A 21,088-nucleotide genomic window follows, 5' to 3' on the forward strand; every position below is an offset into this window, starting at 1 on the left:
GGCTGTCGACCACCAATGTGGCCGGCCGCGCCGCGAATGCGGCCAACGGCGCCGACGTGCCGCCCAACACGAGCCAACGTGTTGTCCAACGCGGTCCAACCCGTCGCCGGATCGGGGCCTGCGTGTTTGCCCCGGGCACGTGGTGTGTTGCCGGACAGGTGCCGAACGCGAGCCGGGTGTTGGTCTGCATGGTGTCCACCGCGGATCTACGCAGGTGGCCGACTCGGATCGGCGAAGGCTCGGCGATCCCGGTGGCCGGCCGGGGCGGTCCGGGCGGTGCGTCGGCGGCTGACCGGGTCGGCGAGGCGTGCCGGGCGATGTCGTGTGCCTACCCCGGTCTGTGGGGCGGACCTCGCCCCGGCCCTGGGGGCGGCCCGGCGTCGGCCTCGTACGGCCGGGTCCAGGTGGGCCTGTGCATGGCCGACATCGCAGGTCGGAGGCCATCTGTCGGGTCCCGGCCGTAGCCCGACAGTTTCCTCCTGGGGGAAACTCCCGAACGGGGGAGCAGCCGTTGTGGTCATCCGCCGATGCGGATCCCGGCCTCGCTCAGGTACCGCAGCCTTGGTTCTTCTGGTGAAGTCGTACCCGGAGTCCATCCGGATGATCAGGGCGGCGGCTGAGGAGATGAGACCATGAGCGACAAGAAGTACGCGGAGACCTTCGAGGCGACCGAGGCCGTCTGGCGCAAGAGCAGCCGCAGCAATGGAACCGGTGGCGACTGTGTCGAGGTCACGGACCTGGCGGATGGCGGGTTCGCGGTGCGGGACAGCAAGGACCCGGACGGCCCGATCCTGTTCTTCACGCCGGCTGAGCGGGCTGCTTTCGTCGCCGGTGTGCGGGATGAGAACCTGCTCTGAGCCCTGTAGCCGGCTAGTTCGCGCGGGTGCCGCCGGTGCTCATCGGCCGAGGTCAGGTCGGGGGTTGATAGATCGCCATGGATCGTGGCGGTCCTTGTGTTCCGCATCTGCGGCGAAAGTTTTCCGTATTTTGCGGGGTGTAAATTCCGTATTTTGCGCGAGTTGGATTCCGCGTTTCCGGGGCGGGCGCGGGCGGCGGGGAGCCGGCGGCGGTTGCGGGGGTCCGTGGGGGCGGGGCTGCGCCCGTACGGAAAAGGGGTTTTCTCGGCGGCGGTGGGTGAGGGGACCCGGATCGCAACCCGGGAATTGTGCAGGGGGTTGGCCGGGCCGCCGATTTTCGGGGCTGCACCAAGGGAGCAGCGTCGCTGCCCTGCAGAGCAGCGGAGGAAATGGCGATGACTGTTCCGATGACGGCCGGCTCGGTGGAGGCCCGTTTCGCGTCCGCCGAGCGGTACCGGGCCGCGGTGGCCGAAGTGCCCGAGGTTCTCGAACTGGTCGCCGAGGCCTGCCACGCGCCGATGGCCGCGCTGAAGGTGGTCGGCGGCGGGGCCGCGCATTTCGCCGCGACGCTCGGGATCCGGACCGTGGTCGACGTGCCGCAGTCGATGTCGCTCTGCGACGCGGTGGCCGCCGCGAACGACACGATGATCGTCGGCGATGCCAGCCGGGACCCCCGGCTCGCCACCCATCCGCTGGTCCAGGGGACCGAGCACGTCCGGTTCCTGGGCGCCGCGCCGCTGCACCACGAGGGGCAGATCGTCGGCGCGCTCTGCGTCTTCGACGATACGCCGCGGCGCCGCAACAGCGAGGCGACCATCCGGCTGCTGTCCCGGATCGCCCGCCGGGTGGATGCCGAGACCGGCCTGCGGCACCTGGTCAGCACGCGGCCGTTCCCGGCCGGGCTGGATCAGGACGAGGTGGTCTCGGCGATCTCGCACGAGATCCGTACGCCGCTGGCCAGCATCCGCGGCAACCTGGAACTGCTCACCGAGATGAGCGCGATCGCGCCCGGCTTCGAACGCCGGGTCGACGCGATCACCCGCAACGCCGACCGGCTCTGCCGCACCGTGGACAACCTGCTGCGCGCGGTGAACCAGCAGATGCACGAGCCGGTCGGCGAGCGCAAGCTGGTCGATCTCGGCGCGGTGCTGTCGTCGGTGGTGGCCACGATCCGGTCCGGCCGGCTGCGGGTGACCGCGCCGGACGGCCCGGTCTGGGTGACCGCCGACCCGCGGCTGCTGGAGGTGGCCCTCGAACATCTGGTCAGCAACGCGCTGGCGTTCGGCGAGGGCCACCTGGTGGAGCTCGGGCTGGACGCCTACCCGATGCCGACGCTGACCGTTCGTGATCACGGCCCGGGGCTGCCCGAGGGGGAGCTGGTGGCGCTCGGCGCGCCGTTCCTGCGCGGTGACGACGCGCGGCTGGCCCAGGCGCCGGGGCTGGGGCTGGGGCTGGCGATCAGCCGCCGGATCGTCGAGGCGCAGGGCGGGGTGCTGCGGCTGGAGAGTTCGCCGGGCACCGGGGTGACCGCCCGCATCATGCTGCCGGCGGCCCACCTGCTGTAAAACGGGGGCTGCGCGTCCACAGTGGTGGGCGTAACGTCGGCGGCCATGAGTGACCTAATCGAAAGACGTCTCTCGGGGCTGCTCGCGGCCGGCGCCACCGCGCTGCTCGCGGTGGCCGGCCTGGCCGCCCCGGCGTACGCGGGCACCGGCCACGCGAGCCCAGGCGCCGCCGGTCTCGGCGACCGGCTGTACCCGCTGCTCGGCAACGGCGGCTACGACGTGCAGAACTACGATCTGACGATCCGCTACCCGGCGAAGGATCCGGCCCAGACGATCAGCGGGGACGTGACGATCACCGCGGTCGCCACCCAGAACCTGTCCCGCTTCGACCTCGACTTCGCCGGCAAGTCGGTCGGCAAGGTCGAGGTGAACGGCCGCGCGGCGACGTTCAGCCGGGACGGCGACGAGCTGATCGTCACGCCGGGCCACGCGCTGGCCCGGGGCAAGCGCTTCTGGGTCACGGTCAGCGGCTTCACCGCGACCCCGATCCCGGCCAACGCGGATTCCCCGGCCGGCTTCGTGACCACCGCGGACGGCACGGTGATGGCCGGTCAGCCGAACCAGTCGCACCAGCTGTTCCCGAGCAACGACCACCCGCGGGACCTGGCGACGTACACCATCTCGATGGCCCGCCCGGCCGGCTGGGCCGCGGTCGCGAACGGCCGGCACGTCGGCGACCGGACCCGCGGCGGCACGGTGACCTCGGTCTACCGGGAGAGCAAGCCGATGGCCAGCGAGCTGATCCAGCTCGCGGTCGGCGACTTCACGGTGTTCCAGCGGCCGTCGGTCGGCGGCGTGCCGATCCGCGACGTGGTGCCCACCCGGCTGGCCGCGGACCTGCTGCCCAAGGCCGACGTCGAGCGCTCCCAGCTGGCCTGGATGGTGAGCAAGGTCGGGAAGTACCCGTTCGAGGAGTACGGCTCGCTGGTCATCGACACCGACCTCGGCTTCGCCCTGGAGACCCAGACCCTTTCGCTGTACGACACGGGCCTGTTCGCCACGCCCAAGTTCGTGCTCGACCCGATCATGGCGCACGAGCTGGCGCACATGTGGTTCGGCGACAGCGTCGCGCCGTACCAGTGGAGTGACGTCTGGCAGAACGAGGGCCACGCCACCTGGTACGAGCTGGCCTACGCCGACGAGCACGGCCAGTTCCAGGATTACACCGGCGAGACCGATCTGGAGTCGTACTTCAAGAAGGTCTATGCCCGGGGTGATGTCTACCGGGCGCGGTACGGTCCGGTCGCGCACCCGCTGAAGAGCGACTCGATCTGGGACGTCTTCAACCCCAATGTGTACGACGGCGGCGCGCTCGTCCTCTACGCCCTGCGCCAGAAGATCGGGGCCAAGGCGTTCGACGTCCTGGAGCGGAGCTGGGTCGCGAAGTACCGCGGCGAGACGGCTTCCACGCAGGACTTCATCGCGCTCGCCTCGAAGATCTCCCACCAGAACCTGTCCGGCTTCCTGAACGACTGGCTCTACGGCACCACGACGCCGCCGATGCCGGGCCACCCGGACTGGACCGTCACCGCGCCGCCGGCCGCCGCCGCGGCCAAGACGCTCGCCGCACCGGCGCACGCCTACCCGCACCGCTGACCGAAACGGGTCAGCCGACCATCTGCTCGGCGAAGGCCACCAGGCGCTGCGCCATCGCGTCGTCGGTGACCAGAAACTGCAGGCCGAGCTCCTGCTGCCCGGGTGATTCGACCACGTTGACCACCCGGGCATGCACGGTCATCGTCCCGTCCGAGCCGCTGGTCAGCTCGGCGTCGACGGTGGCGCCCTCGGTGAACTGCCGCTCGCCGGCGACGATGCAGCGCAGGCCGCCCGCACTGAAGTTGATCAGGGTGGCCTGCGCCGAGCTCTGGCCCGGGCGGCGCAGGGCGACCCGCCCGGCCGCGGCGATCCGGTCGTGCTCGCGTCGTTCGAGCCGGCTGGCCAGGTCGGTCATCTCGTCGACCCGGCCCAGCGTCGCGGCCATCTGCGCGGCCAGCCGCTCCATCAGCGTGCCCTGCTCGGCGGCGACCGTGCGCAGTGACGTCGCCGCGTCGCCGACCCCGCCGATGCCGTCGATCATCGTGCTGATCGTGTCGGACATCGCGGTGGTGTCCTGGCGCAGGTCGTCGATGGTCCGCAGGATCTGGTCGGTGGACTCGGCGGTGTGCATGGCGAGCTGCTTGACCTCGTCGGCGACCACGGTGAAGCCGTAGCCCAGCTCGCCGGCCCGGGCCGCCTCGATGGTCGCGTTCAGCGCCAGCAGCCGGGTCTGCCGGGCGATCCCGGTGACCAGCTCGGCGGTCGAGGCGACCCGGCGCAGGCTGTGCTCCAGCGAGGCGATCACCCGCTCGGCGTCGTGCGCCTGGCCGACGATCGCGTTGGTGGCGGCGTCGGCCACGCTGATCCGGTCGTCGATCACCTCGGCCGCGGTGCGGACCTCGCCGACGTTGTCGGTGACCTGGCGCAGCTCCTCGGCGATCACCGTGGTGGACTCGTCGATGATGTCCTGGGTGCGCCGCCGGAACTGGGTCTCGGCCTGCCGCTGGTGCAGGAACCCGGCCCGCAGCTGCTGCTCCCGGGCCACCTCGGCCTGGGCCAGCGCGTCCTCCTGATCCGACAGCCGGTCCCGGGCCACCACCAGCGCGCGGCCGATGTCGCCCATCTCGTCGCGGCTCTGCGGCAGCGGGCGCGGCGCCAGGTCGGAGGCGGCGATCGCGGTCACCGCCTCGACCGTCTGGCGCACGTCGTGGCTGGTCCGCCAGACCACGCCGGCCGCGCACCAGAGCGCCAGCAGGAAGCCGCCCAGCGAGATCCCGACGACCAGGCCGCGCTCCATCGCGTTGTCGTCGATGCGCCCGGTGAGCAGGTCGGTGAGGGCGCTGGTCAGCGGCCGTACGGTGGCCGTCGCCGCGTCCGCCACCTCGACCGGCTCGGCGGCGGCCGAGGGCGTGCTGAGCGTCTCGGTGATCCGCTGGTCCAGCGCGGTGATCGTGTCGGCCAGGGTCTGCACCGGGGTGAGCCGGTTCGCCAGCCCGGAGTTGTCGGTGTTTTTGGCCGCGGTCGCCACGTCCCGGCGCAGCGCGTCCGCGGCCGCCTCGAGCCGGCCGGCCAGCACCGCCTTGGCCGCGATCCCGCGCCGGGTGGTCAGCGTGGTGTCCGGATGGGCCGCCTGCAGCGCCGCGAGCAGCGCCTGCGGCACCTGCACGATCTGCGCGTCCATCACGTAGAACGAGTCCAGGTCCGGGTCCAGGATCAGGTTCGAGTTGTCGCCGACCGTGGTGACCAGCGTGACCAGCGCGGTGGCCAGGGCGATCCGCGCGGCGCCGGAGCCGTCCCCGATCTCCGGCAGCTTGCCCAGCTCGTCGCCGAGGTCGAGCTCGGGGTGCGCGGCGACCGCGGACCGGATCGCGTCCAGGTCCGGTCTGCGCCCGGCGGCGGTGTCGGCGAGCGCGGTCAGCATCGGGCTGAGCACCGCGACGCCCTGCCGCTCCTTGCTGCTGAAGGAGAGGTCCTTGGCCTTCTCGGTGGCGTACATGCCGGTGGCCAGGGCGCCCGGCACGAGCAGCGCGAGCACGACCAGGCCGAGCCGCATGCCGGTGCGCAGCCGGTCGGTGATCGCCAGCACCGGGCGGAGCGGGAAGGGAGGCTGTTTGGGGTTCAGGGTCCGGCCTCCCTCGTCGCAAACATACTGCCTGTCGGTATCTTCCCGGTTTCTACCGTCTCTGCGGCGAAAAGCCGGAAACCGAGGGTGACCTCCGACCGTTGCCTTTCTTTACCGGTGCGCAGTAGCGTGATCACCGTCACTATCCAAGGGGGCGACGGCATGCGGGTTGCGGGCAAGACCCTGGTGGTGATCGGTGCGGGTGGTGCGCTGGGCCGCGCCGTGACGGTGGAGGCGATCCGGCGGGGCGCGCGGGTCGCGGCCGTCGACGCGGATCCGGCGGCGCTCGCCGAGACCGCACGCCAGGTCGTCGCGCCGCTGCTGCTCTCCACCCACGTGGCCGACGGGGTCGAGGGGCTGCCGGCGGTGCTGATCGCGCGCTGGAGCGCGGTGGACGGGTTGATCCACTGCGCCGGCGATCCCGATCAGGTCGTCCGGACGTTCCTGCCGCTGTTGCGGGCCCGGCCCGAGGCGCACCTGGTCACGATCGGCGACCCGGGCGGCGATCGGGCCGCGGCGAAGCGGTTCGCCGCCGCGCACTCGGGCACAGGGGTGCGGGCCGCGATGGTCTTCCCGGTGGGGGAGGCGGCCTACCAGGCGGCCCGCGACGTGCTCGACGGGATGGCCCGCGACTCCTACCCGGTGCTGGTCGGCGCGGAGCGGCGCTCGATCGTCGCCCGGGTCATTCGAGGAACCCGCTGAGCAGCCCGGCGACGACCGTGGCCGTGCCGAGGAGCCCGAGCGTGCCGAGGATCAGGCCGGTGATCGCCATCTTGCGGCCGTGGCGCACGTGCTTCGCCGGGCCCCGCAGTGCCTTGACGCCGAGCACGATGGCGGCGATCGAGCTGAACGGGGCGAGCATGCCACCGCCCCCGCACAGGAACAGCGGGATCAGCAGGAAGCCGGCCATCAGCGCGAGCATCGGCAGCTTGCTCTCCGACGGGGCCGGCGGGGGTGGCCCGGGCATGGCGACGTGGACGAGGCCGGCGGCGGGCAGGTCGTAGACCACCGTGGACAGCTCGCCCCAGGTGCGGGACGCGTAGGCATACCGCGACCGCTCGCTGAACTCCTCGATCGACAGGCGGCCCTCGGCGGTCGCCGCGCTCAGCTGCGCGACGATCGCCTCGCGGTCGGCGTCCGAGACCCGGACGTGCGGCGACGGATACATGTCCGCAAGGCTACCGGTGATCAACCACTGTCGCGTCCTCCGGCCGGGCGTATCCCGGCGGGCGTCACAGGTCCATCGCGTACACCCGCAACGGCCGGCCGGTGTCCGGCTGGACGGTCTCCCGGTCCAGCCGCATGCCCAGTTTCACCATCACCCGGGCGGACGCCTCGTTGCCGACGATGTGCACGCTGACCAGGCGTTTCAGCCCGAACTCGGAGCGCGCCTGGTCGACCACGGCCCGGGCCGCCTCGGTCGCGTAGCCCTGCCCCCAGGACGACCGGCCCAGGCGCCACCCGATCTCCACGGCCGGCATGATCTCCGGCAGGAACAGCGGGGTCGCGAGCCCGGTGAAGCCGATCAGCTCGCCGGTGGCCCGCAGCTCGACCGCGTACAGGCCGAAGCCGTGCTGCTCCCAGTGCCGCCGCCAGAGCGCGATCCGCGCGCCGGTGCCCGCCCGGTCCAGGGTGCTGCCGTCGTGGATGTAGCGCATCACCTCGGGGTCGGCGGTGATCGGGGCGAACGCGTCGGCGTCGTCGTCGCGCCACTGCCGCAGCAGCAGTCGCGGGGTGGTCAGCGCGGGCGCTTCAAGTGATCTTGGTGACTCAGCCATGTCCACTTGGTACCAGACCGCGGCATATGTAGCCAGCCGTTAATCCCCTGGACTTGACACGGCCAGGCAGGATTCGGGGACTTCGATGCCGGGCGTACGGGGGTTTGACCATGGCAGTTCGGGCGGATGGTCGCCGTACGCCGGAAATATCCCGATGGTGAGCCGCCGGGCGGTCCTGCGCACCGCCTTGGCCGGCGCCGCCGGGATCGCCGCCGGCGCGGTCGGCGCCCGGGAGATCCCGCACTGGCTGGGCTGGGACCGGCCCCCGGTGGCCGGTGGGTACGCCGCCGCGGCCGACGACCTGGACGCGGTGCACCACCCCGGCGTGGCGGTCCACTACTACGTGGAGACCACCGAGCCGCTCGTCGCGTTCACGTTCGACGACGGCCCGGCGCCGCACTGGACGCCGATGGTGCTCGACGCGCTGGACGCCGCGGACGTGCCGGCCACCTTCTTCATGGTCGGCCGGCAGCTGGAGCGCAACGCCGACCTGGTCCGCGGCCGGCTGGACCGGCACGCGGTCGGCAACCACTCGTGGGCGCACGACGACCTGGCCACCCTCGACCTGAACGGCGCCCTGGAGTCGCTGGGCCGCACCGAGGACGAGATCAAACGCCAGCTCGGCCGCCCGGTCGAGCTGCTGCGCCCGCCGTTCGGGCACCTCGGCGGCTCGACCATGCTGGCCGCCGACCGGATGGGCTACGACGTGGTCCTCTGGTCGAAGGCGATGCGCGAGAAGATGTTCCACGACGACCCGATGGGCCAGGCCCGCGACATCGTGGACTCGGTGCGCCCCGGTTCGATCATCCTGGCCCACGACGAGGGCGACGACCGGCGGCTGGTCACCGTCCGCGGCCTCCCGGTGATGTTCGACGGCCTGCGCAAACGCGGCTTCCGGATGGTCACCGTCCCGGAGCTGATCGCGGCGGGAAAGGCGCCGGGCACGGCGAGTCACTGATCGGCGAAAACCAGCCGCTTCGCTTGCGGTGCGCCGCGGCGCGAGGTCCGACACGATTTCCGGTACGGCGTTCCGGCGCCACAAGAACAACAGCCGGGCTGGTCAACGTCGGTCAGGCGACGAAGTATCCGTTCTCCAGGTAATAGGCCGCCCCGTCGGCGCGGGCGCGGATCGCGGCGATCACCCGGCGGGCCAGGTTCTCCGGCAGCAGGGCCACCGCCTCCTCCGCCGTGCACCACGCCCAGCTGCGCAGCTCGGCGAAGGGCAGCCGGATCCGGGCCGTCTGATCGGGGGTGATCACCCCGCCGTCATAGATCATCATCAGGCCCTCGGTGGTGTCCGGGACGGGTGGCACCCAGTCGGTGACCAGGAGCCGGCCCACCCGGACCAGCACACCGAGCTCCTCGCGGAGCTCGCGAACCGTCGCCGCGTGCGGCGACTCGTTGGCCTCCACCGAGCCGCCCGGGACCTCCCAGTGCGGCTTGTAGGCCGGCTCGACCAGCAGGACGCGTCCGAACTGGTCGGAGAGCAGAGCGCCGGCGCCCATGCGCTTTCGCGGGAGCGTCGCCGTGTAGTCGCTCGCGGTCACGCCGACAGATTAGACCCGGCCGCGGGGCATTGGGGGGCGGCAATGTTACGAGAAGTAGTGCGGGAGCTGTGCTTTTCACCGCCAATCGCTGATCTTTCCCAGACCCGATCCGCTGGGCACGACGGTGACCGTCAGGGACGTGTCGTTGGTGCCGGAATTGTCGCCACCGGAGTTGTCGCCGGAGTTGTCACCGGAGTTGTCACCGGAATTCCCGCCGTTGTCGTCGCCGCTGCCCGGGTTGTCCTCGCCGTTCGGGTCCGGGGTGTCGTCGCCGTCCAGCGGGTCGGTCCCGCCGGCGAACTCGTCGAGGTCGCTGACGCCGTCGCCGTCGTGGTCCTCGTCGCCGTCCGGGGTGCCGTTGTCGTCGCTGTCGGTGCTCTCCGGGTCGTCGCCGAGGGTGAACTCCTGGGCGTTGGTCAGGCCGTCGCCGTCCAGGTCCTCGTCGCCGTCATTGACCCCGTTGTCGTCGCTGTCGGCCTCCTCGGGGTCGTACCCGAGCTGGTAGTCCTCGGCGTTGGTCAGGCCGTCCTCGTCCAGGTCCTCGTCGCCGTCGAGCACGCCGTTGCCGTCGCTGTCCTCGTCGCGCGGCAGGTAGCCGAGGTCGAACTCCTGGCCGTTGGTCAGGCCGTCGTCGTCCGGGTCGGCGTCGGCGTCGTCCTTGCGCGGGTTGAGCCGGTTGGCGACCTCCCAGCCGTCGGTCATCCCGTCCTTGTCGGTGTCCGCGTTGCGCGGGCTGGTGCCGGCCTTGTACTCGGCCTTGTTGTTCAGGCCGTCGCGGTCCTTGTCGGCGCGGGCGTCGTTCTTCTTGGGGTTCAGGCCGTTGGCCGACTCCCACTTGTCCGGCATGCCGTCCTTGTCGGTGTCCTTGGTGGCCGCGCTGCTCTTCTGCGCGTGCTGCGAGCTCGCGGCCTGGGCGGCGCCGGACATCGCGAGCAGGGTCACGGAGGCGGTGGTGGCGGCGACGGCCACGGCGACGGAACGGCGGAGCTTCACGGTGGGGGTCCCTCTCGGTCGATCAGTACGGGGTGTAACCACCGTAGGACGGCCGGTGACCCCGTGGCGTTTTCGGACCCGACCTGCCCCGGACCCGCTCCCGATCCGCTACTAAGCCGGGCCCTAAGGGCACGTTCTCGGGGGAGTGTCCGGGTTCGCCCCGGATGGCCGGGACCGGGCCGTCCGGAAAGGTAGTCCTCGATCTTGAGTCCAACGTGGAGGTGCGGGATGAATCGACGTGCATTGCTGGGCGGGGCATTGGCGGGCGGGGTGCTCGCGGTGACCGGCGGTGCTCCGGCGTACGCCCGCGGGTCTGCGACGACCTCGAGCCCGGCGCTGCCGCAGCTGAACCCGGCGGCCCTGGCCGCCGCCCTGAATCCGCTCGGCGACGAGGTCAGCGGGGCCCTGGTCCGGGTCGAGGGCTCGGCCGGGCGCTGGCAAGGGCGGGCCGGCGTCGCCGAGATCGGCACGAACAAGCCGGTGCCGTGGGACGCCCGGTTCCGGATCGGCAGCATGACCAAGGCGTTCACCGCCACCGCGGTCCTGCAGCTGGCGGCGGCCGGGCTGGTCGACGTGGACGCGCCGCTGCGCCGCTACCTGCCGGACCTGCTGCCGGAGGGGTACACCGGGACGGTCCGGCACGCCATGAACCACACCCACGGGCTGCGCGGGGTGCCGATCCCGAACAAGGACCGGGAGTGGTTCCTCGCGCACCGCTACGACACGTTCACGCCGGAGTCGCAGGTGCTCTGGACCGAGCCGCCGCTGTTCGAGCCGGGCACCCGGCAGCAGTACAGCAACCTCGGCTTCACCGTGGCCGGGCTGGTGATCGAGCGGGTCACCGGGCGGCCGTACGCGGACACCGTGCGCCGCGGCATCCTGCGCCCGCTCCGGCTGCGCGGCACGTCGCTGCCCGGCACGCGGCTGGACGTGCCGGGCCCGCACGCCCACGGCTACGAGCGCATCGTCGAGGACGGCGAGACCCGCTACATCGACGTGACCAGGTCGAACCCGACCCTGCAGTGGGCCGCCGCGGAGATCATCTCGACCACCGGGGACCTGGACGACTTCCTGGTCGCGCTCTTCGGCGGGCACCTGCTGCCCAAGCGTCAGCTGGCCGCGATGCTGACCGTGCCGGACGTGTCGACCTATGCGCCGGGGGAGCCGGAGGACGGCGCCGACGCGGTCTACAGCGCGGGCCTGACCCGGATCCCGATCGGCGACCTGGTGCTCTGGGGCAAGTCCGGCGACCGGCCCGGCTACAACAACGGGATGGGCGCGACGCTCGACCTGGCCCGGCGGCTGACGTTCTCGGTCAACACGCTGGCCATGGGCGGCGAGCAGCCGCTCACCGCCCAGAAGATCATCGTCGCGGCCCTCACCTAGGCCAAGGTCGCGGTGAAGTGGCTCAGCGCCTCGGTGACCAGCGGATCCAGGTCGGCGCCGACGAAACAGTGGTCGGCGCCGGGGACCAGCCGCAGCGTGACCGGGGCGGACAGGGCGGCCAGGCGGTCGTGCAGCTCCTGACTCTGCGCGGCCGGGACGACCCGGTCGCCGGTGCCGTGCACCAGCAGCATCGGCGGGGCCTCCGCGGCCACGTAGGTGACCGGGGCGGCCGCCGTGGCCTCCTCGGGCAGCTCCTGCACCGGCCCGCCGAGCAGCCGGCTCTCCGGCGAGTCCGGCTCGTCGTGGCTGCCCCGCATGGTCAGGAAGTTGCCCGGGCCGTACCAGATCACCGCGGACCGGACGGCGTCCGAGACGCCCCGCACCCCGTCCCGGCCGGCCAGCGCCGGGTCGGGGTCGTCGCCGGTCAGCGCGGTCAGCGAGGCCAGGTGCCCGCCCGCCGACTCGCCCCAGACCCCGAACCGGGACGGATCCAGGCCCAGCTCGGCGGCGTATCCGCGGAGCCAGCGCACGGCCGCCTTGAGATCGTGCAACTGGGCCGGGAAGCGGGCCTCGCCACTGAGCCGGTAGGTCACCCGGGCCAGCGCGAAGCCGGCCGCCAGGATGCGCTCCGGGATCCCGGCGGCGGCCAGCTGCGGGGACTCGCTCTTGTTGGAGCCGAACAGCCATGCCCCGCCGTGCACCCAGATGATCAGCGGGCGGGGCGGGGCCGGGGCGGCGGGGCGGAACAGGTCGAGGGTCAGCGGCCGGAAGCCGGGGACCTGGGCGACGACGGCATCGCGCCAGCACAGCCGGTCGCCGTCGAGGACGGGCGCCGGTGGGCGGTAGCGGTGCGGGTCGGGCGGGGGCGGAGTCGATTCGGCGGTCACGATCTCACCTCGTACCAGAAATGCCCTTGATCGCAAGGCCGGACGGCCGCCGCCGTACCGGAAAGATGCCGGTCGCTGGGCGCTTTGTCTTTGATAGCGTGTCGGCCACCCGGAGAACCGTGAGCCTGGCAGGGCAGATGTCGGAGACCGCACGGCGGCGCGCCGCCTATGCGAACGGCGAGCGCAAACGCGCCGAGATCGTCGACGCGGCGCTGGCCGTGTTCGCCCGGAAGGGGTTCCGGCGGTTCTCGCTGCGGCAGATCGCCGAGGAGCTCGGGACCACGCACGTGTCGCTGCGCTACCACTTCGGCACCAAGGACGGGCTGCTGCGGGCGGTGCTCGACGAGCGCGAGGACCGCGACCGGCCCTGGCGCGAGGGCGTGCTGCGGGAGAAAGGCCTGTTCGACGGGGTGCCGGAGATCATCCGGCGGAACGCGACCCGGCGCGGGGTGGTCCATCTGGACGCGACGCTGCAGGCCGAGGGGATCGCGGACGATCACCCGGTGCACGAGTTCGTGCGCCGCCGGGAGCAGGTGTTCCATCAGGACCTGCGGCGGCTGCTGGAGATCGAGCGGGACGGCGGGCGGCTGCGGGCCGGGCTGGATCCGGGTGTGGTGGCGTGGCAGCTGGTGGCGCTGATCGAGGGCCTGCAGGTGCAGTGGCTGTACGACGAGGGCGTAGACGTTTCGGGGCATTTGTCCGCTTTTATGGACTACCTGCGGGCGTAAGCCTGCGGTGGGAGGTAAAAGAGAAATGTCCGCTTAAGGCGCTGAATCGCGTGATACTGGGCTTCAGGCTGCCCAGATCCGGAGGAAGAGGCGATGCCGTGCGCCGGCTATCCGGAACCACAGCAAGGCATAGGTGACTACGAGGTTCCGAAAACCGTCCGGACAAAACCTGTAAACGAATTGTTAACCCCTCGTATGAACGATTCCGCGACATGTCGTTGAAGGTTCTGTACATCGCCGGGTGGGGTCGCAGCGGCACCACCATCGTGGACAACATCCTCAATTCCTATGACGGGGTCTTCTCGACCGGCGAGCTCTTCTATCTGTGGAGCCGCGGTCTCCTCGAGGGCCGCAAATGCGGATGCGGCTCGGTCCTGACCCGCTGCGCGCTGTGGGCGAGCATTCTCGACACCGCGTTCGGCGCCGACCGGCCCTGCCCGGAGCGGATCTCCCGGTTGCAGCGCGAGTCGATCCGGGTCCGCCACACCCGGTCGCTGACCGGCCCGGTCCCCAGCGCCGGCGCCCAGGAGTACCGCGCGGTCACCAACCGGCTCTACCACGCGATCGCCGAGGTCACCGGCGCGCGGCTGATCGTCGACTCGTCGAAGGTCCCGTCCGCGGCCGCGTTGCTGCCCGGGATGTCGGGGATCGAGCCGTACCTGCTGCACATGATCCGCGACCCGCGCGCCGTCACGCACTCCTGGATGCGCGCCACCGCGAAGGCCGACCGGGTCCAGGAGCGGCCGGCCGCCGGCACCATGCACTGGCTGGTCCGCAACGCCCTGGCGGAGCGGCTGGCCGGCGCGTACGGCGGCCGGTACCGGCTGCTGCGCTACGAGGACTTCGTCGCCGCGCCCCGGGCCACCATCGACGGCCTGCTGGCATTCGCCGGGGTGGCGGCCGGCGCCGGCCCGTTCACCGGCGACAGCACGGTGCGCCTCGACGTGAACCACACGATCGCCGGGAACCCCGGGCGGTTCCGCACCGGCGAGGTGGCGCTGCGCGTCGACGACCGGTGGCGGGCCGAGCAGACCGCCGGGCCGCGGCTGACGGCGACGGCGGTGGCCTTTCCGCTGCTGCACCGGTACGGCTATCGGACCCGTACGAGCCGGCCCAACCGCCCGGCGACAACCCGGGGGTGAACCGGTAAAGTCTGGCCCCCGCGATAATCCCCGATCGCGGTTCAAGGACAATTTAAATCCCCCTTAGGAAATGCTTAAGACGATGCGGAAAATCAGCATGAGATGGGTGCCGGCGGCGCTGGCCGTGACCCTCACCCTGGCGGTCGGCGCCTGTTCCAAGGACTCCACGTCCTCGACCGCGTCGGCCGATCCGGTCGCCGCCGAGGCCTCCGCATCGGGCGCCGCCGGCCTCCCGGCGTCCGCCGCGCCCAGCGGCTCGGCCCTGCCCAGCGGCGCCGCGTCGGCCAAGCCGGCCACCGCCGCCACCGGCGCCTGCGGCCGGGTCAAGTCGGCCAAGCCGGTCACCCGGGTCACCGAGGTGAAGCTGCCGGCGAAGGTCGTCGGGTACGGCGCCGAGGGCGACACCGACAAGCTGCCGATGGCGATCGCGGCCCGGCCCGACGGCGGGTCCTGGCTGGCCTGGCTCGGCACCGACGGCAAGGTCCACCTGGGCCACCTCGGCTGCGACGACAAGCTGGTCGGCACGCCCACCAGCTTCACCGGCATCGACCTGCAGGACGTGCAGGCCGACAAGACCGGCGGGGTGCTGCTGCTCACCCGCAAGGGCAACTGCGGGGACACCCCGCTCTGCGGCGGCACGTCCAGCCCGTGCAACACCATGCACATGATCCGCTTCGACACGGCCGGCAAGCTGGTCTGGGAACGCCAGGTCACCAACCTGACCGGCAGCCGTACCGGGTACGACGACGGCGCGCGGTTCGTCTGGTGGTACCAGCACCACGGGCGGCTGGCCAGCGACGGCAAGACCTACGCGGCGTACTTCGGGGTCGCCATCACGGTCAAGAACGGCAGCTGCGTGGACATCCACGAGGGTGACCGGATGCAGGTGGTCAACTCCAGCGGCTCGCTGGTCAGCGGGCACAAGGACGCGTTCGAGGTGGGGTGCAGCCACGCCTGGACATCGCGGATCGTCTGGGATCCGAAGACCGGGCACTACGTCACGGTCTGCGCCACCGACAACAGCTGCCGGATCGCCAGACCCAATCCTTACCGTACGGTCGCGGCCGGCACCTGCGACGGGACACTCTTCGGCGGCGACCTGGTGCTGGCCAAGTCGGCCGGCTACTGGACGGCGTGGAGTCAGGGCGGCAAGGCGCGGCTGGAGCACTTCACCAGCGCCAAGTCCGACAAGACGGTCAGCACCGGGGCCGCGACGCAGCATCCGCACCTGGTCACCTACGGCGCCGGGCGGATGCTGCTGAGCTGGCAGTCCGGCTCGTCGATCGCCGCGCAGGCCTACGACTCGGGCACCGGCAAGGCGGTCGGCGCGAAGTTCACCGTCAACGCCAAGGACCACAACTACACGGCGTTCAAGGCCTACGCCGACGGCAGCGTCGCCTACCCGGCGGCCGGCAGCTCCACCTCGGCCATCAAGATCGCCCGGGTCCTGCCGCTGAGCTGACGCTCCGCACTCCTCGACGGCCCGCCGGCTTCCCCGGCGGGCCGTCCTCGCTTCCCCTCCTGCCCACGTCACGGCCGCCGCCGGTCCAGCTCCGATTGCGGGGGTACGCCGGTAAGCCCGCCCCACCATCTCCACCCGCCCGTCCCCGCGCCGCCTTGTCCTCGCGCGGCCCTGTCCTCGCGCGGCCTTGTTCTCGTGTGGCTTTGTTCTCGTGCGGCCTTTGTCCTCGCGCGGGCGGCGAGGCGTTGGTCACGGGGTCGGCTCAAGGGCATCGGCCGCCCCGGTCGCTGATTAGGCTGAGGCTGATCAACTGGGGTGCGAACGGCGGGAGTTCGGGAATGCGGTACGTCGCTATCGGGGACAGCTTCACCGAGGGGATGGGCGACACCCAGCCGGACGGCAGCGAGCGCGGCTGGGCCGACCTGGTCGCGACCGGCCTGGCGGCGGGTCTGGGCGAGCCGATCCAGTACGCGAACCTGGCGATCCGCGGCCGCCTGCTGCAGCCGATCGTCACCGACCAGCTCGACGCCGCGCTCGCCCTCGACCCGAAGCCCACGCTGCTGTCGCTCAACGGCGGCGGCAACGACATGATGCGCCCCGGCAGCGACATGAACACCCTGGTCGCGATGACCGAGAAGGCGATCGAGCGCTGCCTGGCGGACGACGTCAAGGTCCTGATGCTCTTCGGCGCCGACCCGTCGAGCCGGCTGCCGTTCGGCAGCTCGATGCGCCGTAAGGGCGATGCCCTGACCGCGGCGGTCGCCCCGTTCGCCGAGCGCTACGGCCTCACCTTCGTCGACATGTGGCACGACAAGGAGATCCAGCGGGCGGGTTACTGGTCCGCTGACCGCCTGCACCTCAACGCCGCCGGCCACCGCCGGGTGGCGAGCGTGGTGCTGACCGCTCTCGGCCACCCGACGCCGGCCCACGTGATCGACCCCGGCCCGTCCGCGGGCGGCGGTCTGCTGGCCGAGGCCCGCTACTACCGCGAGCACGTCCTGCCCTGGGTCCAGCGCCGCATCCGCGGCCAGTCCTCCGGCGACAACCGCACCGGCAAGTACACGACCTGGATCTCGGTCCCCTCCACCCAGCCCGCCTGACGGCCGGACGCCGGCTGCCCGGCCGGCCTTGAGAGCTGGACGCCGGCTGCCCGGCCCGCCTGACGGCGAAGGGCCGGTCGCTCAGTTCAGCTTGCCTGCGGAACGAGTGCCGGCGGGGCGCCGGAGAGGCGACGGCGCCGGGCGGTGAGATCGGTGGCCGCCGCCGCCCACCGCGGGTGGTCGAACGTGAATCCCGCGTCGGTGAGACGGCCCGGCACGACGCGCCGGCTCTTCAGCAGCAGCTCGGTGTCCGACCGCAGGGCGAAGGCGCCGAGCTCGGCCATCTGCCGGGTGGCCGGGAGACCGAACGGCACCCGCCAGGCCGAACGCAGCTCCCGCATGAACTCGCGCTGGGTCAGCGGGTGCGGCGCGGCCAGGTTCACCGCCCCGGCGAGGTCGTCCCGCCCGATCAGGAAGCGGACGGCCCGCACGAAGTCGTGGTCGTGGATCCAGGACACGTACTGCCGACCGCCGGCGACCGGCCCGCCGAGGCCGAGTCGCGCGAGCCGGCTCAGCACGTCGAAGACCCCGCCATGGTCGGGGCTCATCACCATCGCCGACCGCAGCGCGACCTTGCGGGTGTGCGGCGTCGCGGCTCGTTCCTGCGCGGCCTCCCAGTTCCGCGCGATCTCGATGCTGTAGCCCCAGTAGCCGGGCACGCCCGGCTCGTCGCCGCCGATCAGGCCGTCGTACTCGTCGTTGGGCGCGTCGAACCGGTGCGCGTAGATCGTCGCGGTGCTCATCTGCAGCCAGACCTTCGGCGGCCGGGCCGCCGCGGCGATCGCCTCGCCGACGACCCGCGCCGAGTCGATCCGCGAGCTCATCATGGCCGCGAGGTTCGCCTCGGTGTACCGGCAGCTCACGCTGCGGCCGGCCAGATTCACGACGGCGTCGCTGCCGTCGATCTCGGCGGCCCAGTCCCCGAGCGTGGCGCCGTCCCAGCGGACCTGGCGGTCGCCCTTCGGAGCGCGGGTCAGGACCACGACCTCGTGGCCGTTCTCGGTCAGCGCCCGGTCCAGGATCGCGCCGACCTGGCCGGTGCCCCCGGGAATGACGATCTTCACAGCGCCCCCTCGATTCGCCACTTGAGCAGTCGCTCAAACACCAGCATAATGCCGTTTGAGCGATTGCTCAACTGGTCGCTGGGTAGCGAGAGAGCGTGATGCGTGATGTGGGAAGTCCCTGCTCATCCCGGGCAGCGGGTGGCGTGGCCCCGGGCGTTGTTCGTCCGGTGGTCCCTGAAATGGGTCGGCCTGTTCGCCGCCGTTCAGTTCGTGGGAGTCGTGCTGGCGATCATCTGGGTGTGGTGGCCGGGCGGCCGGACCGGCGACGACTTCCGCTCGGTGGGCGCTGTGGTCAAGTTCTTGGTCGTCCCGCTGATGGAGATCCGCCTGGTAGAGGCCGTCGTCTCGGTCGTCATCCTGTGGGCGATCGGCCGGAAGTGTGCTCCCCGGCGGTTCCGGGGCCGGAGCTTGCGGCTCTCGGCGCTGCTCTGGCTTCCGTTCGAGGTGATCTTCGTGCAGGCGAATGAGTACAGCCTGGTGTGGCTCGTGGCAGCGATCGCATGCGGCTTCCTGGTGCGGCAGCCGGAACCGGACTACCTGGGCCCGCGAAAACCGCGAAAAGGGTGCGGGAGGGGTGGGGAGGAGGCGCTGCAGGGGCCTGGACGGCCGCGAGGGCGGGCCGGCTCGCGGTGAGCGAGGGGCTCGGTTGGCCGCGGGTGTTGGCCGGGCCGCGGTGAGTGAGTGCTTGCGGCCCAGCGGCGAGACGAGCGGTCAGGCGAAGACGATGGTGTGTTTGTCGTGGCGGATGACGCGGTCCTCGCTGTGCCAGCGGACCGCGCGGGACAGCACCGCCCGCTCCACGTCCGCCCCGCGCCGCTGCAGGTCGGCGACCGTGTCGGCGTGCGAGACCCGGACCACGTCCTGTTCGATGATCGGGCCCTCGTCCAGGTCCTCGGTGACGTAGTGGGCGGTCGCCCCGACCAGCTTCACGCCGCGCAGCTTGGCCTTCGCGTACGGCCCGGCGCCGATGAACGACGGCAGGAAGCTGTGGTGGATGTTGATGATCGGGACGCCGACCCGCTCGATGAAGCCGCCGCTGAGGATCTGCATGTAGCGGGCCAGCACGATGAAGTCGACGTTGCCCTGCAGCAGTTGCAGGTGCTGCGCCTCGGCGCCGGACTTGTCCGGCCCGGCCGACGGCACGTGGAAGAACGGGACGCCGAAGAAGCGCACCTCGTTCGCGGTGTCCGCGTGGTTCGAGATGACCATCGAGACGTTGATCGGCAGCTCGCCGCGGCGGTGCCGCCAGAGCAGGTCGAGCAGGCAGTGGTCGTCCTTCGACGCGAAGATCGCCACCCGCTTCGGGACGGACAGGTCGCGCAGCGTGTACTCCAGCTCGAAGCCCTCGGCGAGCTTGGCCCGCAGGTCCAGCTCGACCTGCGGCAGCTTGGCCTTGAGGTGGTCCAGCGCGAAGACCGTGCGCTGGAAGAACGCGCCGCCGTGCGGGTTGTCCGAGTACTGATCCAGGGACACGATGTTGGCGTCGTGCTTGCCGAGCACCGCGCTGATCGCCGCGACGATGCCGGTCCGGTCCTTGCCGTGCACGATCAGGACGGCCTGGTTGTCGGTGGGCCCGGTCGGTGTGTGGACCGCGGGCGAGCTCTGGGTCACCGTCACGCCGGTCCTCCTTTCTGTCACGGGCACTGCGAGAGCACCAGCACTACAAGATCCGACCAGGGATTCTTCCGTAACCCGGGGGTGCCCGGTGGCCCGGGTCCATCCGTCGGGATCAGGCGGGCCGGGGCAGCGCCCCGTCGCGCAGGGCCCGGCCGGTGCGGACGGCGACGATCGTCCAGGCCGCCAGCAGCGCCGCGTAGAAAACTACCGCGAGCAGGGCGAACATCGTCGAGCCGAGGTGCGCGGCGAGTGCCGAGGTGCCGGTCACCATGGTGCCGACCGGGAACGTGAACGACCACCAGCTCAGCGCGAAGGGCAGGTGGTCGCGGGCCGCGCGCACGGTCACGGCTGCGGCCAGACCGGCCCAGAGCAGAGCAAAACCCCACGTGGGTACGCCGTAAAGGGCCCCGAGCACAGCGAACCCATGCCCGTACGGGCCGGGCAGCACGCCCGTGCCCGCGTCGCCGAGCGCGTTCGCCGCCGTGATCGACTGGCCCAGCGGCCCGAGGCCGATCCAGAGCGCCGGGACGGTGGCGGCCGGCCCGATCCGCCGGGTCGCCAGCCGCTGCCAGATCATCGACAGCACCACGAACGACGCGATCAGGCTCAGCCCGAACATCGCCCAGCACCCGAGCAGCAGCGTCAGCCGCAGCTGCCCGGCCGGGAGGTGCGGGACCAGCAGCGCGCCGGTGGTCGCGGACACCATCGGCGGCACCACCGGGATCAGCCAGGAGCCGCTCGCCCCGTCCCCGCCGTCCCCGTGCCGGGTGAACTGCAGGTACGGCACCGCGACCGCGGCCACCAGCCCGAGCACCGTGCCGGCCGTCCAGAGCACCGCGTCCACCGCGACCGCGGCGGTGGTGCCCAGCACGTCCCGCCCGGCCAGCAGCGTCGCCGCGCCCACCGTGAGCAGGGCCATCGGCGGGGCGCCGTAGAAGTGCGCGAGCACCGGGTCGGACCGGTGGGCGAGCGCGGCGCGCGGGTGCCGCAGCACCCCGGTGACCAGCACGATCAGCAGCGTGGCGGCGAGCAGCCAGGCGCCCAGGGCGAACGTCCGCAGGCCGGGCGGCTGCCAGGGGAGCGAGACCGCGGCGACGGACAGGATGCCGGTGCCCATCACGGTCGCGAACCAGTTCGGCGTGGGCCGGACCGGCCGTCGCCGGGACGTGGCCGGCACCGGGTGGCGGGGCGGGGCGAAGGGCCGGGTGCTGAGCATGAGTCCACGATCGGACGGAACCGCCCTGGCCGGTAGCGGTGTCGTTGTTGTGGAGTCACAAGCAGCGGTTGTGACTCCGTACCATCAA

The 21,088-nt window shown here is 71.8% G+C and carries 20 protein-coding genes; 11 read left to right on the top strand and 9 right to left on the bottom strand.

Annotated features, from left to right (window positions below; translation table 11 throughout):
• Positions 1-632 precede the first annotated feature (632 nt).
• From L3i22_RS10560 to L3i22_RS10570, 3 genes are all read left to right on the top strand, one after another.
• Complete coding sequence (locus L3i22_RS10560; RefSeq protein WP_221326780.1) at positions 633-857, top strand: DUF397 domain-containing protein; 225 nt, start codon at positions 633-635, stop codon at positions 855-857.
• Positions 858-1,252: 395 nt separating this feature from the next.
• Entirely contained in the window at positions 1,253-2,422 is a 1,170-nt protein-coding gene (locus tag L3i22_RS10565) for a GAF domain-containing sensor histidine kinase (protein ID WP_221326781.1), read from the top strand.
• A gap of 45 nt (positions 2,423-2,467) precedes the next feature.
• Positions 2,468-4,018, top strand: coding sequence for a M1 family metallopeptidase (locus tag L3i22_RS10570; RefSeq protein WP_221326782.1), 1,551 nt, complete (start codon positions 2,468-2,470; stop codon positions 4,016-4,018).
• A 10-nt stretch (positions 4,019-4,028) separates the two neighbouring features.
• On the opposite strand, the gene L3i22_RS10575 is transcribed toward L3i22_RS10570, so the two are convergent.
• Positions 4,029-6,044, bottom strand: a complete 2,016-nt coding sequence (locus L3i22_RS10575; RefSeq protein WP_221326783.1) for a methyl-accepting chemotaxis protein — start codon at positions 6,042-6,044, stop codon at positions 4,029-4,031.
• A gap of 198 nt (positions 6,045-6,242) precedes the next feature.
• On the opposite strand from L3i22_RS10575, the gene L3i22_RS10580 reads away from it, so the two are divergent.
• Positions 6,243-6,782 (top strand): SDR family NAD(P)-dependent oxidoreductase, encoded by a 540-nt coding sequence (locus L3i22_RS10580; RefSeq protein ID WP_221326784.1) that lies wholly within the window; start codon positions 6,243-6,245, stop codon positions 6,780-6,782.
• Here the strand turns inward: L3i22_RS10580 and L3i22_RS10585 are convergent.
• Positions 6,763-7,248 (bottom strand): DUF1707 domain-containing protein, encoded by a 486-nt coding sequence (locus L3i22_RS10585; RefSeq protein ID WP_221326785.1) that lies wholly within the window; start codon positions 7,246-7,248, stop codon positions 6,763-6,765. The two genes, L3i22_RS10580 and L3i22_RS10585, sit on opposite strands and share 20 nt — an antisense overlap.
• 64 nt (positions 7,249-7,312) lie before the next feature.
• Positions 7,313-7,858 carry a GNAT family N-acetyltransferase gene (locus L3i22_RS10590; RefSeq protein WP_221326786.1) on the bottom strand — a complete coding sequence of 182 codons (546 nt, stop codon included), beginning with the start codon at positions 7,856-7,858 and terminating at the stop codon, positions 7,313-7,315.
• A gap of 154 nt (positions 7,859-8,012) precedes the next feature.
• Between L3i22_RS10590 and L3i22_RS10595 the strand changes: the two genes are divergently transcribed.
• The gene (locus L3i22_RS10595) at positions 8,013-8,816 is read left to right on the top strand and encodes a polysaccharide deacetylase family protein (RefSeq protein WP_221326787.1); all 804 of its coding nucleotides are present in this window, start codon (positions 8,013-8,015) and stop codon (positions 8,814-8,816) included.
• A gap of 112 nt (positions 8,817-8,928) precedes the next feature.
• On the opposite strand, the gene L3i22_RS10600 is transcribed toward L3i22_RS10595, so the two are convergent.
• Both L3i22_RS10600 and L3i22_RS10605 read right to left on the bottom strand, forming a co-directional pair.
• On the bottom strand, positions 8,929-9,405 hold the full coding sequence (locus tag L3i22_RS10600) for an NUDIX domain-containing protein (RefSeq protein ID WP_370644431.1): 477 nt from the start codon (positions 9,403-9,405) through the stop codon (positions 8,929-8,931).
• Between the two features lie 75 nt (positions 9,406-9,480).
• On the bottom strand, positions 9,481-10,398 hold the full coding sequence (locus L3i22_RS10605) for a Midasin (protein ID WP_221326788.1): 918 nt from the start codon (positions 10,396-10,398) through the stop codon (positions 9,481-9,483).
• A 228-nt stretch (positions 10,399-10,626) separates the two neighbouring features.
• Between L3i22_RS10605 and L3i22_RS10610 the strand changes: the two genes are divergently transcribed.
• Complete coding sequence (locus L3i22_RS10610) at positions 10,627-11,784, top strand: serine hydrolase (RefSeq protein WP_221326789.1); 1,158 nt, start codon at positions 10,627-10,629, stop codon at positions 11,782-11,784.
• Here the strand turns inward: L3i22_RS10610 and L3i22_RS10615 are convergent.
• Entirely contained in the window at positions 11,781-12,671 is an 891-nt protein-coding gene (locus tag L3i22_RS10615) for an alpha/beta hydrolase (protein ID WP_221326790.1), read from the bottom strand. The two genes, L3i22_RS10610 and L3i22_RS10615, sit on opposite strands and share 4 nt — an antisense overlap.
• A gap of 137 nt (positions 12,672-12,808) precedes the next feature.
• Between L3i22_RS10615 and L3i22_RS10620 the strand changes: the two genes are divergently transcribed.
• From L3i22_RS10620 to L3i22_RS10635, 4 genes are all read left to right on the top strand, one after another.
• A complete protein-coding gene (locus L3i22_RS10620; RefSeq protein ID WP_221326791.1) occupies positions 12,809-13,399 on the top strand; it encodes a TetR/AcrR family transcriptional regulator in 591 nt (196 codons plus the stop codon).
• 212 nt (positions 13,400-13,611) lie between these two features.
• Positions 13,612-14,541: a sulfotransferase gene (locus L3i22_RS10625; protein ID WP_221326792.1), complete on the top strand. Its 930-nt coding sequence runs from the start codon at positions 13,612-13,614 to the stop codon at positions 14,539-14,541.
• Positions 14,542-14,638: 97 nt separating this feature from the next.
• Positions 14,639-16,003 carry a hypothetical protein gene (locus tag L3i22_RS10630; RefSeq protein WP_255658104.1) on the top strand — a complete coding sequence of 455 codons (1,365 nt, stop codon included), beginning with the start codon at positions 14,639-14,641 and terminating at the stop codon, positions 16,001-16,003.
• A 338-nt stretch (positions 16,004-16,341) separates the two neighbouring features.
• Positions 16,342-17,103 carry an SGNH/GDSL hydrolase family protein gene (locus L3i22_RS10635; protein WP_221326794.1) on the top strand — a complete coding sequence of 254 codons (762 nt, stop codon included), beginning with the start codon at positions 16,342-16,344 and terminating at the stop codon, positions 17,101-17,103.
• A gap of 86 nt (positions 17,104-17,189) precedes the next feature.
• Here the strand turns inward: L3i22_RS10635 and L3i22_RS10640 are convergent, their stop codons facing one another.
• The gene (locus L3i22_RS10640) at positions 17,190-18,167 is read right to left on the bottom strand and encodes a TIGR01777 family oxidoreductase (RefSeq protein WP_221326795.1); all 978 of its coding nucleotides are present in this window, start codon (positions 18,165-18,167) and stop codon (positions 17,190-17,192) included.
• Positions 18,168-18,386: 219 nt separating this feature from the next.
• Here L3i22_RS10640 and L3i22_RS10645 point away from each other — a divergent pair, with 219 nt between their 5' ends.
• Positions 18,387-18,800, top strand: a complete 414-nt coding sequence (locus tag L3i22_RS10645; RefSeq protein WP_221326796.1) for a hypothetical protein — start codon at positions 18,387-18,389, stop codon at positions 18,798-18,800.
• 78 nt (positions 18,801-18,878) lie between these two features.
• Here L3i22_RS10645 and purU read toward each other — a convergent pair whose 3' ends face one another.
• Together purU and L3i22_RS10655 are read right to left on the bottom strand one after the other, a co-directional pair.
• Positions 18,879-19,784, bottom strand: a complete 906-nt coding sequence (purU, locus tag L3i22_RS10650; RefSeq protein WP_221326797.1) for a formyltetrahydrofolate deformylase — start codon at positions 19,782-19,784, stop codon at positions 18,879-18,881.
• A 112-nt stretch (positions 19,785-19,896) separates the two neighbouring features.
• Positions 19,897-21,000, bottom strand: a complete 1,104-nt coding sequence (locus L3i22_RS10655; protein WP_221326798.1) for a TDT family transporter — start codon at positions 20,998-21,000, stop codon at positions 19,897-19,899.
• Positions 21,001-21,088: the final 88 nt, after the last annotated feature.

The sequence above is a fragment of the Actinoplanes sp. L3-i22 genome (genome assembly GCF_019704555.1).
GTDB lineage: Bacteria > Actinomycetota > Actinomycetes > Mycobacteriales > Micromonosporaceae > Actinoplanes.

Coding starts and splice junctions, on each gene's coding strand:
- L3i22_RS10610 (WP_221326789.1), top strand. CDS start 10,627: ATGAATCGACGTGCATTGCTGGGCGGGGCATTGGCGGGCGGGGTGCTC.
- L3i22_RS10590 (WP_221326786.1), bottom strand. CDS start 7,858: ATGGCTGAGTCACCAAGATCACTTGAAGCGCCCGCGCTGACCACCCCG.
- L3i22_RS10630 (WP_255658104.1), top strand. CDS start 14,639: ATGAGATGGGTGCCGGCGGCGCTGGCCGTGACCCTCACCCTGGCGGTC.
- L3i22_RS10580 (WP_221326784.1), top strand. CDS start 6,243: ATGCGGGTTGCGGGCAAGACCCTGGTGGTGATCGGTGCGGGTGGTGCG.
- L3i22_RS10620 (WP_221326791.1), top strand. CDS start 12,809: ATGTCGGAGACCGCACGGCGGCGCGCCGCCTATGCGAACGGCGAGCGC.
- L3i22_RS10585 (WP_221326785.1), bottom strand. CDS start 7,248: ATGTATCCGTCGCCGCACGTCCGGGTCTCGGACGCCGACCGCGAGGCG.
- L3i22_RS10655 (WP_221326798.1), bottom strand. CDS start 21,000: ATGCTCAGCACCCGGCCCTTCGCCCCGCCCCGCCACCCGGTGCCGGCC.
- L3i22_RS10625 (WP_221326792.1), top strand. CDS start 13,612: ATGTCGTTGAAGGTTCTGTACATCGCCGGGTGGGGTCGCAGCGGCACC.
- L3i22_RS10595 (WP_221326787.1), top strand. CDS start 8,013: ATGGTGAGCCGCCGGGCGGTCCTGCGCACCGCCTTGGCCGGCGCCGCC.
- L3i22_RS10570 (WP_221326782.1), top strand. CDS start 2,468: ATGAGTGACCTAATCGAAAGACGTCTCTCGGGGCTGCTCGCGGCCGGC.
- L3i22_RS10565 (WP_221326781.1), top strand. CDS start 1,253: ATGACTGTTCCGATGACGGCCGGCTCGGTGGAGGCCCGTTTCGCGTCC.
- L3i22_RS10635 (WP_221326794.1), top strand. CDS start 16,342: ATGCGGTACGTCGCTATCGGGGACAGCTTCACCGAGGGGATGGGCGAC.
- L3i22_RS10560 (WP_221326780.1), top strand. CDS start 633: ATGAGCGACAAGAAGTACGCGGAGACCTTCGAGGCGACCGAGGCCGTC.